The following is a 14630-nucleotide window of genomic DNA, read 5'->3' as shown; positions in this document are numbered from 1 at the left end:
GACGACATGGTGATGGCCTGTCACGAGGTGACTTTCCGCAGGTCCTTACGGGCGCGGGGTGGCTCCGCCCGTCGGTGGCGCAGCTGTCGGCGCGCGGCGTAGCCGGCCATGCCGACGGCGAGGAGCAGGGTGGCGCCGTTGAACAGCGGGGTGACCCAGAACTGGGCGCCGAACTGGCCGATGCCGGCGAGGCCGATGGCGAGGATGACGACCGCGACCAGAGTGCCCAGCGCGTTCGGGCGGCCGGGTTTGATCGCGGTCGAGCCGAGCAGCGCACCGACGAACGCGGGCAGCAGATAGTCCAGGCCGACACTGGGGTTGCCGATGCGCTGCTGCGCCGCGAGCAGGACCCCGGCGACGCCGACGACCAGGCCCGATCCGGCGAACGCATGGACCACGTAGCGCCGGGAGGGGATGCCCAGCAGATCGGCGGCGCGGGGGTTGGAGCCGATGACGTACAGATACCGGCCGAGGGGCAGCCGTTCCAGGAGCAGCCACAGCACGGCGGTCAGGGCGAGGACGTAGAAGGCGGAGACCGGCAGGCCGAGGAACCTGGAGTCGTAGAGGTCGGTGAAGGCGGCCGGCAGTCCCTGCGGGCCGGGGATGATGCGGGCCCCGTTGGTGATCCAGCCGGTGAGGGCGTACAGCATGCTGCCGGTGCCGAGGGTGGCGATAAAGGAGTTGATCTTCGCGAATTCGACCACGATGCCGTTGAAGGTGCCGACGACCGCCCCGCCGGCGACCACCACGAGGCAGACGAGCGGCCAGGGCCACGCCGCATGCGCGAGCAGCTGCATCGTCATCACATGCGCGAGGCCGAGGCCGTAGCCGATGGACAGGTCGAAATTGCCGGTGACGATGGGGAGCATCGCGCCGAGCGCGAGGAGGGCGGGGATCGACTGGTTGGACAGGATCTCGGAGATGTTGTCCAGGGTGGGAAAGGTGTCCGGCAGGGCGAGGGAGAAGGCCAGGAACAACAGGGCGGTGAGGGCCAGGAGGCCGTAGGCGCCGACGAGGTGCCCCAGCCGGCGGACCGGCGGGGAATGCGGGGAGGGCGTCATGATCAGCTCGTCTCCCCGGTGAGCGCGGACATGGCCGACGAGGCGCGGGCGAGCTCGGCGACCGTGAGGGCCTTGCCGCTCAGCTCCTCCGTCACCGCCCCGCGGACGAACACCAGGGCGCGATGGCACACATCGGCGACCTCCTCGAAGTCGGTGGACAGGAGCAGCACGGCGAGCCCGTCGGCCAGCGCGTCCCGGAGCAGCCGGTAGACCGCCGTTTTGGCGCCGACGTCCACCCCGGCGGTCGGCTCTTCGAGGATCAGCAGACTGCGCGGCATCCGCAGCCACCGGCCGACCATGACCTTCTGCTGGTTGCCCCCGGACAGGGTGGCGATCGGTGCCTCGCTGTCCCGGGGATACACCGAGAACCGCTCGGCCAGGGTGGTGGCCTCGGCCCGCTCGCGCCGGGGGCTGATCCAGTGCCAGGCCGGCAGCCCGCCGGCCCGCGGGTTGGCCAGGAAGTTCTCCCGTACGGTCAGTTCCGCGGCGCAGCCCTCTTCCTGACGGTCGCCGGTCACCAAGCCGACGCCGGCGGCGACCGCGTCGGTGACCGAGCCCGGGGCGTACGGCCGGCCGTTGAGCCGGACCCGGCCGTCGATGACCGGCCGGGCGCCGGCCAGGGCGCGGCCCAGTTCCCGGTGGCCGGCGCCGGTGAGGCCCACCATGCCGAGGATCTCCCCGCCGCGCAGTTCCAGGCTGACCGGTGCGGTGTTCTCGGTCCGTACGCCGTCGAGGCTCAGGACGGCCGGCCCCGTGGCGGGGGCGAAACGGTAGCCGACCGGTTCCTGGCCCACGATGTCGTGCACCAGCCGGGCCGGGCTGTGGCCGGCGAGCGGGCCCTGGCTGATGAGGCGGCCGTCGCGGAGGACGGCGAACACATCGGCGGCCTTGTACACCTCGTCGAGCCGGTGGGTGACGAAGACGAGGGCGTGGCCCTGGTCGCGCAGGGTGTGCAGCACCTCGAAGAGCCGGGCGCAGTCCGCTGCCGGGAGGCTGGCGGTCGGCTCGTCGAGGACGATCAGCTCGGCCCGGGTGGCCAGTGCGCGGGCGATGGCCACCAAGGAGCGTTCGGCGCGCGGGAGGTCGGCGAGGACGGTGCCGGGGTCGAGATGCGCGGCGACGATGCCCAGGGCCTCGGCGCACCGGGCGCGGGTCCGGCGCCAGGACAGCAGCCCGGCGCGGCGTGGGTAGCCGGTGCCCAGGGCGATGTTCTCGGCGACCGTCATCCACTCGACCAGCCCCAGGTCCTGGTGGATGAAGGACATGGTGCGGGAGGCGGCTTCGGTGCCCAGCGGGTGCCCGGCCACGGTCACCTCGCCCGCGTCCGCGTGGTGGACGCCGGCGAGCACCTTGATGAGGGTGGACTTCCCGGCACCGTTGGGGCCGAGCAGGGCGAGGATGCTGCCGGAATGGAGATCGAGGTCGACCGCGTCCAGCGCGAGGGTGCCGCCGAAGTGCTTGCACAGGCCGCGTATGCGGACGAGAGGCTCCGGGCCGTGGCGTGGGCGGGGGGTGCGGTCAGGAGCGTCGTGCACGGACTTCTCCGGGGTCGGCCTCGTGGTTCTTCCCGACGGACAGGACACTGCTGCGGGGCGCTTCGCGGTGGTGCGGGTGCCGGGGCGTGCGGTCCTGACGGTGCATTACCGGCCCGGTCGCCATATTTCCGTCATGCTAAGGCCCGCTTCGGCCTCGATGCCGGATGGACTGTCAGATGGCGGGAATGTCGTCGAAGCAGACCTCGGCGGTGCCGGGCCTTCCGCCGGGAGCCTCCAGGGCGCACTCGGCCCAGATGATTTTGCCGTCGGCCGTGTAGCGGGTGCCCCATGCCTGAGTGAGCTGCGCGACGAGGAACAGCCCGCGGCCGCCCTCGTCGGTGGTGGCCGCCCGGCGCAGATGCGGGGCGGTGCTGCTGGCGTCGGAGACCTCGCAGATCAGCGTGCGGTCGTGGAGCAGGCGTACCTGGATGGGCTCGGTGCCGTAACGGATGGCGTTGGTGACCAGCTCGCTGAGCAGGAGTTCGGTGGCGAAGACGACGTCGTCCAGCCCCCATTCGGCCAGCCGGCGGGTCACGGCCGCGCGGATGCCGGCGACCCGGGCGGGGTCGGCGGGCACGTCCCAGGTGGCGATCCGCTGGGGGGCCAGGGCGTGGGTGCGGGCGACGAGCAGGGCGATGTCGTCGGTGGGGTGCGGGGGCACCACGGTCCGGACTACGGCCTCGCAGGTGTCCTCGGGCGAGCGGCTGGGGTGCGCGACGGCTTGGCGCAGCCGGTCGAGCGCCGCGTCGACGTCACGGTGGCGGTCCTGGAGGAGCCCGTCGGTGTAGAGGACGAGCTGGCTGCCCTCGGGGAGGTGGAACGCGGCGGTTTCGAACGGGAGCCCGCCCAGGCCCAGCGGAGGGCCCGCGGGGAGGTCGGGGAAGGTCACCGTGCCGTCGGGGTGGACGATCGCGGGCGGGGGGTGGCCGGACCGGGCCATCACACACTGCTGGGAGGTGGGGTCGTAGATGGCGTACAGACAGGTGGCGCCGATGATGCCGGGGCCGGCGGCGGGGGCTTCCGCGGTGTCCTCGTCCCGGTCGAGGCGGCCCACGAGATTGTCGAGGTGGGTGAGGACCTCGTCCGGGCCCAGGTCCAGTTCGGCGAAGTTGCGCGCGGCGATGCGCAGCCGGCCCATGGTGGCGGCCGCATGCATCCCGTGACCGACGACATCCCCGACGATAAGGGCGATACGGGTGCCGGAGAGCGGAATGACATCGAACCAGTCTCCGCCGGCCCCGGACGCGGCGGGAATGTAGCGGTGGGCGACCTCGACGGCGTTCTGTTCGGGGAAGCTGTGCGGCAGCAGGCTGCGCTGCAACGCCAGGACCATGGTGTGCTCGCGGGTGTAACGGCGGGCGTTGTCAATGCAGATGGCCGCGCGGGTGGCGAGTTCCTGGGCCAGCGAACGGTCGTCGTCGCCGAACGGGGCCGGATCGGTCGAGCGGTAGAAGCTCGCCACGCCCAGGGCGATGCCACGGGCGAGGAGGGGGACGGCGATGAGCGAGTGGACGTGGTGGTCGAGGAGCCGCTGGGCGTGCCCGGGATCCTGTCCGATCCACCCGGTGGCGGCCCGCAGATCGGGCTCCAGGACCGGCTCCCCGGCGGCCAGACAGCGGAGCTGGGGCGTGGTCGGGCGGAGCGCGACCGGCTCGCCGGCCGGGTAGAAGGGGCAGTCGTCGCGGATGCCGTGGACGACCGTGCGGTGCAGGCCGGAGCGCGGGTCGGTCGGCTCCTCGCCGCGCAGCACCGCCTCGGGCAGGTCGATGGTGACGAAGTCGGCCAGGCGCGGTACGGCCATCTCGGCGAGCTCCTGGGCGGTCCGGCTCACGTCCAGAGTGGTGCCGATGCGGGTGCTGGCCTCCGACAGCAGCTCCAGACGGCGCCGCGCCGCCACGGCGTACTTCCCCACCTCCGGCTCGCCCAGCAGCACCAGCCCACCGGCCGCGGCGTCGGATGCGGTGTGGTCGGCGGCGTCGGCGGCGTCGGGTGTGCCGGGCCTGCGGGCGGTCACCACCGCCGGGCCGGAGCCGAGGCCGGGAAGCTGCTCGGGAAGCGGGGTGGCGGCCGCCAGGCTGGCGGGGGGTGTCCCGGCGTCGGCGGGTACGGCAAGGCGCCGGTGGGCCGAGGGGAGGACCGCTTCGATGACGATCCCCTCCACCCCGGAGGCGCTCGTCACGGGGCGGCTCAGCAACGTGACCCGTCGGCCGCCGGGCAGCGACACCTCGACGGCGGCCCGCTGGGCCGAGGCGATCAGTTCGGTGGCCCTCTCCTTCAGGATCATCTGGTCCCGCCAGTCCAGATCGCTCTCGGTGAGCTCGCCCAGCTCCCCGTTGCCGCTCGTATCGTCGCTCGGCGCGTGGCGCCTGGCTTCGAGGTACGCCTCCAGCAACGCCCGCTCCCGCGTCGAACTCTGCTCCAGCAGCCGCCGTTCGATGACGCCGGCGGCCTTGCGGATCACGGTATTCAGCCTGGCGTCCACGTCGGTGAGCGGATAGCCGAGGCAGAGCACGCCTTCGATACGCCCACTGAGCAGGTCCCGGACGGGAATTGCCGCGCAGGCGTTGGACTGCGAGCGTTCGGCGAAGTGCTCGGCCCCGTACACATTGATCAGCTGCCGTTCCGCGAGCGCCAGCCCGATCCCGTTCGTCCCGCCGAACCGCTCGGCGAACACGAAGCCCGGGACGCTCTGGATCGCGGCCAGGTGCCGCACCAGGGAGGGTTCGCCGAAGCGGCGCTGTAGCACCGCGCCGCGCCCGTCGGCGAGCGACACATTCATGTTCCGGCCCGCGAACCGACTCTCCAGCCGGTCCAGCACGGGCACCGCGGCGCGCACCAGCCGGCCGTCCAGATCGAGGTCCTGGCTGTAGGGGAGTTCGCAGCCGTCCGGTGTCAGCCCCAGTGACCGGGAGCGCTGCCACGAATCCAGGATCGGGCTCCGGACCGCTCCCTCGACCGATCCACCACGAAGGAACTGCTCACGGGCGCGTGCGGGACCGTGGTCCTCTCCCGCCAGCCCCATCCCAATCACTTCCCACATGGGTGCATGCCGCCATGGCCACCCGTACGTCGGAGCAGCTGTCCCATTTGATCTCATTGTAGAGCTTTGCACTTCTGGCGGTACCGATCACGGGCCCGGAGCGGAGCCGTCGCCGCGGGCGCCTCCCGGAACCCGGCCGTGCGGCCCGACGGGCGGAGAGTACCGCCGGACAGCGCGGTGATCATGGCCGTGACCTGCACTCCAGCCGGTTGCCCGGGATGCGGTCCGGAACCCGCCGGTCGTCACAGGACCGCGACCGGACTGACGGGCGAGCCGGTGCCGCCGGGGATGTTCAGGGGAGCTACCAGGAGTAGGAACTCGTAACGGCCCGTCTCGGCGCTCGCGGCGGAGAGCGCCTCCAGGTCGAGGTTGTCCAGGAGCGGCACCCCCATCGCGACGACCGCGAGCGCATGCACCGGGGAGTGCAGACCGTCGACCGGCGAGGGCCGTGCGTCACTGTCGCCGTCGCCGCCGAGCAGCGCGATACCGCGCTCGGCCAGCAGGGGCACGGCGTCCACATGCAGGCCCGCGCTCGCCGCGCCGGTGTTCCAGGCGCCCCGTTCCTGACGGCGGCGGAGCGCGCCGGACCGGAGCAGCACCGCGTCGCCCTCGCCGATCGTCACCTCCAGCGCCTGCTCCGCGGCGAGGAGGTCCGCCGCGTGCACCGCCCGTCCGGGCTCCAGCCAGGGAACCCCGAGCACGGTGGGCAGATCGACGAGCACGCCCCTGGTCACCAGCGGCCCCAGCGCGGACACGGCACCGAACCGCGCCCCTCCGGCGTCGATGCACTCCTGCGCCGCACGGCCCCCGTAGAGCTGCCCGCGATAGGCGACATGGGACAGTGCGTCCAGATGACTGACGGCCTTGCCGTGGTAGTCGACGGCGATGAAGTCCTTGTGCGTGGCGGGTTCTGGCGGCTCGACATCCCCGAGGTCGGACATGTAGTGCAGGGCGGGCTTGCTGTTGTCCGGGCCGGGCGCGGTGTCCCAGGGGCGCGCCATCGGGACCAGCGTGCCGGACCGGACCAGCGAGGCGGCCCGCCGTACATGCTCCGGCGTCACCCGGTTCCAGGCGCCGCGGTCAGCGGCGGCCCAGCGGCCCCAGGTACGGACCGCCGCGAACAGCGCGTCGAACTCCGGGCGGGACACGGCCTCCTCGCCGGTGGTGGCCGACGGGGGAGCCGGTGCGTCGCCGGGGTCGCCGCTCACGCCCGGGTGACCGCTTGCGGGAAGTCGAAGACCTTGTCCGGGTCGTAGGCGTGCGCGACCGAGCGCAGCCGGGACAGGTTCGGGCCGTAGTAGGCCGTGCCCCAGTCGGGGAGGTCCGGGTCGATGTAGTTCACGTAGCCGTCCTTGATGCCCAGGTCGGCGAGACCGGCCACGACCTGGCCGACGCCGCGCGTCACCGCGGCTTCGGACGCCGCCGTCGCGCTCGCGTAGATCTGCGCGGTGGCGAAGGCTTCGCGGTGCGGGAAGGCGGTCTCCTGGACGCCGACATCGGCCACCGCACCACCGAGTGCGTCGAGGATCAGGGCCATCCCCGGGCGGTTCTTGAGCAGGGCGGCGACACCGCCCGGGTTGGCGGTGTGCGTGGCGAGGATCCGCGACGAGGCGACGAACGACTGCCGGTCGGGACTGCCGGAGAAGAAGCGCATGGCCTTGAAGTAGTCGCGGTCCTCGACCCTTCGCTGGGTGGGCCGCACCCCGGTGCGCGCGACCAGGTCGTTCAGCAGGGTATTGCAGGCGCTGCTGGGCCCGACGAAGCAGCCGGCCACCTTGCAGCCCGGGTTGGTCCCGCCCGACACATTGAGGTTGGCCCACATCGCGCGGGGCGCGGCCGTGATCCACGGCTGCCAGCCGGCCAGCACCTTCTTCACGTACCCCGCCCCGAAGTCCAGCACGAACACCGTCAGTGCCGGAGCCGGGTCGGTCGCGAAGGTGAACCGCGTGACCACCCCGAAGTTGCCTCCGCCGCCACCGCGCAGGGCCCAGAACAGATCCGGCTCCTGGGTGGCCGAGGCGGTCAGCGTCCTGCCGTCCGCGGTGACGACCTCGGCGGACACCAGGTGGTCACAGGTGAGCCCGAACTTGCGTTGCAGCACACCGATTCCGCCCCCCAGGGCCACCCCGGAGATGCCGACGGTGAAACAGGAGCCACCGGGCAGGCAGCGGTTGGCCTGCCCGAGTGCGGTGTAGATGTCGCCCAGGGTGGCCCCGGCGCCAATGGAGGCGGTGCCGTCCGGCCGGACCTGCACGGTCGACAGACGGCGGAGGTCAATGGTGAGACCGCCGGGCGGCGCCGAGTAACCGACATAGGAGTGCCCCCCGCTGCGGGCCGCCAGCGGCACCCGGTGCGCGGCCGCCAGCACCGACTCGCGGACATCGGCCACCGACGCGCACTGCGCCACCGCCGCGGGCACCCGGTCGTCATTGAGCGGGTTGAAGAGCTTTCTGGCCTTCTCGAACCCGGCGTCGCCCGGCCGCAGCAGCACCCCCTCCATCCGCCGGCGAAGGCCGTCCCAGTCCACGTTGTTCCGGACGGTCGCCGTCCGTCCGCCGGTCTGTGGGGAACTCCCCGCGCCTCCACGGGCCCCGGTGCCGGCCCCGGATGCGTGGAACAGAGGATCCCGCGCCATGGTCACCATCTCCCTCTGGAGAGGCCAGGAAAGCGGGCAAGTTGTCCGTTTGGTACGGATATCTTCACGCTAACACGGTGTAATGGCCCGCTCCAGTTGGCGGCTCTGCGCCTCGGAGCCGCCGCTCAGGGCCGGTTGAAACGTGGACCATCTCGGCGAACAGGGGGAGTGCGTCAGAGCCGGCGGCCGAAGAGGTCCAGCAGATTGCGCCAATGGCGCTGATCCGCCTCGGAGTTGTACGTGGCGGTGTCCGTCTGGGCATCGGTGACCAGCCCGCCGGCGTGGAAGGAGGCCGCGGCGCCGATGCGGTCGGGGTGGGCCGCGGCGGTGCGGATCGCGAGCACGCCGCCCATGCAGTAGCCGGCGGTGCCCACCGGGCCGCCGGCGACACGTCAGCGGATTTCCCCACCGTAGTCCCACGGCGCCCGGCTGTACGGGAACCCGGCGCGTCCCCGGAGAGGTGGCCCCGCCCCCGCCCCGGCCGATCTGTCGAGAGCCCACCACGGACGTCCCGCAAGACTGTGCATGCTCGCACAAGTCCCTTGTGTTTCCCCTGTGTTGGAATCCAGGCATGGCCATTCCCTCTGCCGGACCACCCGTGTCACCCTTCGGGAACGAGCCCTCCGGTCGGCTGCGTGCCGAGGTGGAGCGGTTATGTGATGAAGCGCTGCGGCAGAAGGACCTCGCGCATCGCAGAGCTGACTTCTGGGCCAAGGTCGATATCGCGCTGGGGTTCCCGGCGGCGCTCCTGGCCGGCGTATCCGGAGCGGCGGGTCTGGCCTCGGTGGACGCCCGTATCCCCGCGGCGTTGGTGGCGCTGACCGCCGCGGGGTGTGCGGCGGGGGCCGGCTTCCTCCGGGGTGACAGCCGGCGGGTGGCCAACAAACGTGCCCGGCAGGCATGGGCCGCCGTGGAGGCCAAGGCCCGGATGAAGCTGGCGAAGGAGCGGCTGGATGCCGAGGACCTCGGCGAGGTGCTGGAGCGGCGCCAGGTCGCGCTGGCGGCGTACGAAGGGGAGGATTTCCCGCCCGAGGGGCCACCGGCGGTGCCGGGCCGATAGCCGCATACGGGCAACGGCCTACCCGACGCCACCCCGTTCGGCCAGCTTCTTGAGGGTCAGCAGCTGCTTGCGCATCATGACGAGATCGCCCCAGGCGAGCAGTCTGCGGCGGATTCTCCGGGCGAGCGCTCCGTCGGCCTCGGTGACGACCTTCACCGCCAGACGGCAGCCGCCGCCCTCCCGCGGACGCACGGTGTAGCTGACCGCCATCTGCCCATACTGTTCGGCGAGCTGGGCAGGGAGCACACCGGTGAGGTGGACGCCGGTCTCGAAGGCCGCGATGTCGAAGACGAGGAGCGGCTGCCCCACGGCGAGCTCCGGCAGCCCCTCGACAAGAACGTGCGGGCTCTTGCGTCCGCGGAAATCGATCCAGTCATAGCTGTACGGCGCGATGGTCAACTGCCGTAGCCAGCGGAAGACATGGCCGGCCGGCGCCGCCACGTCAACGGCCCGGATCCACCCCTCGGCAGGGACCTCAACAAGTCCATCGCAGGGATAGCGCGCAACCTGCTCGGGACCGGTGGCGCCCCAGACTCTCCCGGACAGGTTCATACCGCGATCCTATGGGACCGCTCGCTCTTGGCCGCGGCCGGTCGCCGCACGTCAGTTATGGCCGAACTTCCGCTGCGCCTTATGGGCAACGTGCTTCGTCATCGACTGCTCCGGCTCCTGCGGGGCCGTTGACTTCGTCTTCCCCTTCGACTCCGCGACGGTGCCGTGATCATGGCCGCCGGTGCGGGCGCCGCGGTTTTGCCGGCTCTGTTTCTTGCCCACGATCGTGCCTCCTGGCGGATCTCGAACGATGAGCCGGTACCAGACTTGCATGGGCACATGGGGAGTGCATTTCGGCGGATCGTGAAGGCCGGCACGCTCCCCGTGAGGTCTCCGGAAGCCGCGCCTGACCAGGTGTCATGGGGGAGATGGAAGTGCCGTCATGGGCGCGCAGGCCGTCGGCTTCCCGCTCAGGATGCGCGGGGGCGGCACCCCGCGGACAATGGAAGAGGCGGGGAATTCGTAGCGGCGCGCACGCAGCCGCAGCCGCCACCCGCCTTGCACGCCCCACGAATACGGGGCCTTGCTTCGGGGCACCGCGGAGCCCCGTGATGGGGGCGCGCGCTCTCTTCCGGAGGCGCCGACATGGCCGTGCTGTTCTTCGATATCGGTGAAACGCTCGCGGACGCGAGCATCGGGGCCGACGACTCCCTGACCCTGCGCCCGCGGCCCCGCGTCTTCGAGGTCCTCGATGCGGTGGCGGGGCTGCGTAAGGGCATTATTTCGAACCCGGGGCCCGGGGAGGCCGCGCGTGCCCGCCTGGCAGCGGCCTTGCAGGCGGCCTTCGCGGGACGCTTCACGGACGAGAGTCTGCTGCACTGGGGCCCGAAGGCCGCTCGCGGGATCTTCGACGACGCGGTGGCGAGCGCGGGCGTCCCGGCCGATGACTGCGTCTTCGTCGGGGAAGCCCCCGAGGAGCGCGCGGTCGCCCGCGAAGCCGGGATGCGGGCCGCCGCCCACCCGGTTTTCGCGCTCGCCGCCGTCGAGGGCCGCCCGGTGTTCTGGGTGAGAATCGAGGTGCCGGCCGACCGGACGCTGGCCGACCTGGAGGCGATCGCGAACGCCGGTGAAGTCGTTCCGGTCCATGTGGCCTCCCCCCAGCTCGTCCTCGTCATGGCGAGCGCCCGAGGGGTGAACGCGCTGGAGCAGGGCGGTTTCCCGGCCGACATCCGGGGACAGGTCGTGGAGACCACGGCCTTTCTGATCCGCGACGACCGCCCGGTCTCCCTCCCGGAGGCGTTCACGGACGTCTCGGCGACCGCCAAGGCAACGGCGGAAGCCGGCATGCGCGCCGCGGCGGCGTTCGGCTTCCTCGCGAGCGCCCTCGACGAGCCGGAACCGTCCATCGTTCCGCTCGGCCCGGCCCCGGGCGGCATCTATATCGCCGCCGCGGCCGGCACCCCCGTGGAAGAGCTGCACCCCGCGGAGGCGAAACCCGGTCACACCGAGCGTCTGCTTCCCGACCCGGCCCTGCTCTCCCGGCCGGGGGAGGTCCAAGTCCGGGGATTCACCGATGAGTTCGCGAACGGTGTGCCCTCCGCGGAGACCATTGCCGCGGTCCGCGCGGCCATCACCCCCGCCGCCCTGCGCGGCCATGTCGCCCGTATCTCCGGCGTCGACCCGCTCGTCGAGGGCGAACCGCTGACGATACGCAGCCGTGACGCGTCGAGCCCGGACAACCCCCGCGTCGTCAGCGCACTCGCCCGCCGGCTCCATGACCTCGGCCTCACGGTCAGACGGCATGAGTTCTCGTGGCACGGGCGCCGGCTCTCCAACGTCGAGGCGGAGTTCCCCGTCGCGGGAGCGGACTCCGCCGTGCTCGTCACCGCACATCTCGATTCGACCGCGGACCGGGGCGAGTTCTTCGACAGCAGCGGCCATCCCCGCCCCTATGACCCCGCCCGCGACCCGGCACCCGGTGCCGACGACGACGGGAGCGGTACCGCGGCGGTCCTGGCCGCGGCCGAGTGTCTGAGCGCGATGATCGCCGACGGCAGGGCACCGGCGCGGACGGTGCGCTTCGTCCTCTTCAACGCCGAGGAACAGGGCATGGTCGGCAGCAAGGCGTATGCGCGGGCGGCGGCCGCGGCCGGAGACCGGATCGTCGGTGTGCTTCAGATGGACATGATCGCGGGCTTCCGGGGCGGTACCCGCACGATGGAGATCCACACGGGCTCGTCGGTCCCCGGCCCGGTCGTGGGCGCCTCCGACGCGCTCGGGGGACTCGTCGTCCAGGCCGCCCCGGCGCTCGCAGCCGACTTCTCGCTCCAGTCCCTCGCGGGTGCCGGCGACCCGGCCGCCGGACGGAGCGATCACGCGAGCTTCCATGAACGCGGTTGGGCAGCCGCCGCCGTCTGCGAGAACTTCTTCGACGACACGGCGCCCGCGACCGGCACCCGGCAGTACCACATGCCGGGCGACACCCTCCTCGACGAGGACCACGACACGGACTACGCCGCCGGGATCGCCCGCACGGTCGCGGCGGCGGCACTCACGCTCGCGGGCCTCTGAATCCGCACAAGGAGCACGCCATGAGCGTAAAGATCGACAAGCGGAACAAGAACTACGACCGCTTGGCCAATGTCGCCGAAGCCGACGCCTTCCTCGACCACACCGAACGCGTGGCGGCCGAGGTCGACCACACCCTCGTGGCGGACCGCAGCAAGGTGAACCGCTTCACCGGCCATCTGACGGAGCTACGGGTGGCCGGTGCTCCTCGTATCACCGGCCTGGACGAGTCGGTGCCGATGCCCGACACCGGCTATATCGCCCAGGCCAAGCAGTACGTCACCTCGGTCGCCGAGGCGATCGGTTTCGCGGCCGGTGAGCCGGCGGAGTTCGAGGCCGACCCGAATGTGATGACGACGAGCGAGGGTCTGCGCGTCGTGAGCCTCCAGCAGGTGCTCAACGGCATCGAGGTGTGGGCCATGGCGCCGAAGGTGTGGCTGCACGAGGACGGCAGAGTCGACCGGGTCATCGGCGACACGGTGAGCGCGCCGGCGGACCTGCCGTCCCGGCCGACCGTTCCGGCCGAGGTGGCGCTGCGGGTGGCAGCCGCGAAGGCCGCCGAGCCGACCACACTCCGCGGAGTCTTCGGCGACGACGAACTCCCGCGGCTCGATGTCTCGGCAGGCTTCGAGCGGCTGTCGCACCAGGCGCGGAACGACCAGCCGATGACGTTCGGCAAGGGGCCGTTCGAGGAAGCCATCCCGGCCCGGCTCGTCTACCTGTACATGGGTGACGATGCCCGCCTCACCTGGATGTTCACCTTCTCGCGGGAGAAACTCGCCGCCCAGTACCACGCCTTCGTCGAGGCCGACGACCGGACGCAGAACCCGGACGAGCCCGAGATCCTCTACTTCTACGACACGGTCCGGCACGCGGTCGCCGGACGGGTCTTCCAGCGCAACCCGGCCGAGAGCACCTTTGACACCGTCCCGTTCCCGCTGCCGACGGACAGGTATCCGACCACGGTACCCAGCGGACTGCCCGCCGGCTTCCCGCTGCCCTGGGCGGAGGCGCACCAGGGGAAGATCTCGACGCAGGGCAACAATGTCCGCGCGCTCAACGGGACGACCCGCCGCCCCGTTGAGGTCATCGTGGATGACGCGGGGAACAGCCTCTTCGACCCCGTAGAGGACAGCCCCGAGCAGTTCGTCACCAACATCTTCTACTTCTGCAACTTCGCCCACGACCTCTTCATGATGCTCGGCTTCACGGAGGACCAGGGCAACTTCCAGACCACCAACGTCACGGGCCTGGGGCAGGGAGCGGACCCGGTCCGGGCCCTCGCGCACCCGGGAGCGGTGTCCGGGACGGCCAACATGGCCACCCGGGCGGACGGCCTGGAAGCCGTGATGAACATGGGCCTGGTCACCGGCACCGGCCGCCACACGGCCGACGACTTCGATGTCGTCCTCCATGAGTTCTGCCACGGGGTGTCGAACCGTCTCGTCGGGGGCCTGTTCGACGCGAACGGGCTGGAGGAGGACCAGTCGGTCGCGATGGGCGAGGGCTGGGGCGACTACTTCGCCCTCACCACCAGGAACTTCTCGAACGCCCAGGAGCGCGCCGTAGTTGGCAACTGGGTCGTCAACCGGTCGCAGGGCATCCGGCAGCGGCCTTACGACTCGCAGTACCCCGGCGCCTTCGGCGACATCGGCAAGGGCCAGGGAGAGGTCGCGGGCGCCGGCAACGGCGATCTGACCTACCAGGAAGTCCATGACGTCGGTGAGATCTGGTGCGCGGCACTCATGGAACTCACCCGCAAGGTCACCAAGGCGCTCGACAACAAGGAGCGGGGCTACCGGGTGACGTGGCAGGCGGTCGTCGACGGTATGAAGCTCACACCGAAGAACCCCTCCTTCCTCGTCGCGCGCGACGCCATCCTGCGGGCCTTCAAGGCAATGAAGGGCGGCCTGCTGACCAGCGCCGAATACACCTCGGTCCGGAAGGCGGCCTGGGAAGCCTTCGCACGATTCGAGATGGGCTTCGACGCCTTCTGCCCGAACGCCACCTTCATCGGATGCCGGGGTGGCACCGCGATGCCGCCCGCGGGACATGAGGACTAGGACGACGCATCGTCCTCTTCCACGCCGGCCGCGGGGGGACCCCCCCCGGGGGGGGGGGCGCCGCGGCCGGGTGGGTGGGGGGGGCGCGGGCCGCGCCAGGACGGAGATCCGTTCGGCGGCGATCTTGGCGAGCGCGGTCTCCACGCTGAAGTCCGGCTGCGGGATCATCGTCGCCC

At 71.6% G+C, this 14630-nt stretch carries 10 protein-coding genes and 1 pseudogene; 3 read left to right on the top strand and 8 right to left on the bottom strand.

Annotated elements, in window-relative coordinates; all coding sequences use genetic code 11:
- Positions 1-20: 20 nt before the first annotated feature.
- From ACFWJW_RS08905 to ACFWJW_RS08880, 6 genes and pseudogenes are all read right to left on the bottom strand, one after another.
- Positions 21-1061 (bottom strand): ABC transporter permease, encoded by a 1041-nt coding sequence (locus tag ACFWJW_RS08905; protein ID WP_387236879.1) that lies wholly within the window; start codon positions 1059-1061, stop codon positions 21-23.
- 2 nt (positions 1062-1063) lie between these two features.
- Entirely contained in the window at positions 1064-2596 is a 1533-nt protein-coding gene (locus ACFWJW_RS08900) for a sugar ABC transporter ATP-binding protein (RefSeq protein WP_387236878.1), read from the bottom strand.
- Positions 2597-2768: 172 nt separating this feature from the next.
- Complete coding sequence (locus ACFWJW_RS08895; RefSeq protein WP_387236876.1) at positions 2769-5636, bottom strand: SpoIIE family protein phosphatase; 2868 nt, start codon at positions 5634-5636, stop codon at positions 2769-2771.
- A 242-nt stretch (positions 5637-5878) separates the two neighbouring features.
- Positions 5879-6844, bottom strand: a complete 966-nt coding sequence (locus tag ACFWJW_RS08890) for a cyclase family protein (protein WP_387236874.1) — start codon at positions 6842-6844, stop codon at positions 5879-5881.
- Positions 6841-8271, bottom strand: a complete 1431-nt coding sequence (locus ACFWJW_RS08885; RefSeq protein ID WP_387236872.1) for an FAD-binding oxidoreductase — start codon at positions 8269-8271, stop codon at positions 6841-6843. The genes ACFWJW_RS08890 and ACFWJW_RS08885 overlap by 4 nt, the downstream gene beginning before the upstream one ends.
- Positions 8272-8444: 173 nt before the next feature.
- Positions 8445-8660, bottom strand: a pseudogene (locus ACFWJW_RS08880) (dienelactone hydrolase family protein); the annotation flags it as partial.
- 182 nt (positions 8661-8842) lie between these two features.
- Between ACFWJW_RS08880 and ACFWJW_RS08875 the strand changes: the two are divergent.
- Positions 8843-9331, top strand: coding sequence for a hypothetical protein (locus ACFWJW_RS08875; protein WP_387236870.1), 489 nt, complete (start codon positions 8843-8845; stop codon positions 9329-9331).
- A gap of 18 nt (positions 9332-9349) precedes the next feature.
- Here the strand turns inward: ACFWJW_RS08875 and ACFWJW_RS08870 are convergent, their stop codons facing one another.
- Both ACFWJW_RS08870 and ACFWJW_RS08865 read right to left on the bottom strand, forming a co-directional pair.
- Positions 9350-9883, bottom strand: a complete 534-nt coding sequence (locus tag ACFWJW_RS08870; protein ID WP_387236868.1) for a hypothetical protein — start codon at positions 9881-9883, stop codon at positions 9350-9352.
- Between the two features lie 51 nt (positions 9884-9934).
- Positions 9935-10105 carry a hypothetical protein gene (locus tag ACFWJW_RS08865; RefSeq protein WP_387236867.1) on the bottom strand — a complete coding sequence of 57 codons (171 nt, stop codon included), beginning with the start codon at positions 10103-10105 and terminating at the stop codon, positions 9935-9937.
- A gap of 363 nt (positions 10106-10468) precedes the next feature.
- Between ACFWJW_RS08865 and ACFWJW_RS08860 the strand changes: the two genes are divergently transcribed.
- Both ACFWJW_RS08860 and ACFWJW_RS08855 read left to right on the top strand, forming a co-directional pair.
- Positions 10469-12394 carry a M20/M25/M40 family metallo-hydrolase gene (locus ACFWJW_RS08860; RefSeq protein WP_387236865.1) on the top strand — a complete coding sequence of 642 codons (1926 nt, stop codon included), beginning with the start codon at positions 10469-10471 and terminating at the stop codon, positions 12392-12394.
- Positions 12395-12414: 20 nt separating this feature from the next.
- Positions 12415-14454, top strand: a complete 2040-nt coding sequence (locus ACFWJW_RS08855; protein WP_387236863.1) for a M36 family metallopeptidase — start codon at positions 12415-12417, stop codon at positions 14452-14454.
- Positions 14455-14630: the final 176 nt, after the last annotated feature.

Source organism: Streptomyces sp. NPDC127097 (assembly GCF_042724075.1).
Classification (GTDB): domain Bacteria; phylum Actinomycetota; class Actinomycetes; order Streptomycetales; family Streptomycetaceae; genus Streptomyces.
The sequence above is the reverse complement of the archived record's forward strand: the minus strand, read 5'-3'. Positions and strand labels throughout refer to the sequence as shown.

Coding starts and splice junctions, on each gene's coding strand:
- ACFWJW_RS08870 (WP_387236868.1), bottom strand. CDS start 9,883: ATGAACCTGTCCGGGAGAGTCTGGGGCGCCACCGGTCCCGAGCAGGTT.
- ACFWJW_RS08885 (WP_387236872.1), bottom strand. CDS start 8,271: ATGGCGCGGGATCCTCTGTTCCACGCATCCGGGGCCGGCACCGGGGCC.
- ACFWJW_RS08860 (WP_387236865.1), top strand. CDS start 10,469: ATGGCCGTGCTGTTCTTCGATATCGGTGAAACGCTCGCGGACGCGAGC.
- ACFWJW_RS08905 (WP_387236879.1), bottom strand. CDS start 1,061: ATGACGCCCTCCCCGCATTCCCCGCCGGTCCGCCGGCTGGGGCACCTC.
- ACFWJW_RS08855 (WP_387236863.1), top strand. CDS start 12,415: ATGAGCGTAAAGATCGACAAGCGGAACAAGAACTACGACCGCTTGGCC.
- ACFWJW_RS08875 (WP_387236870.1), top strand. CDS start 8,843: ATGGCCATTCCCTCTGCCGGACCACCCGTGTCACCCTTCGGGAACGAG.
- ACFWJW_RS08895 (WP_387236876.1), bottom strand. CDS start 5,636: ATGTGGGAAGTGATTGGGATGGGGCTGGCGGGAGAGGACCACGGTCCC.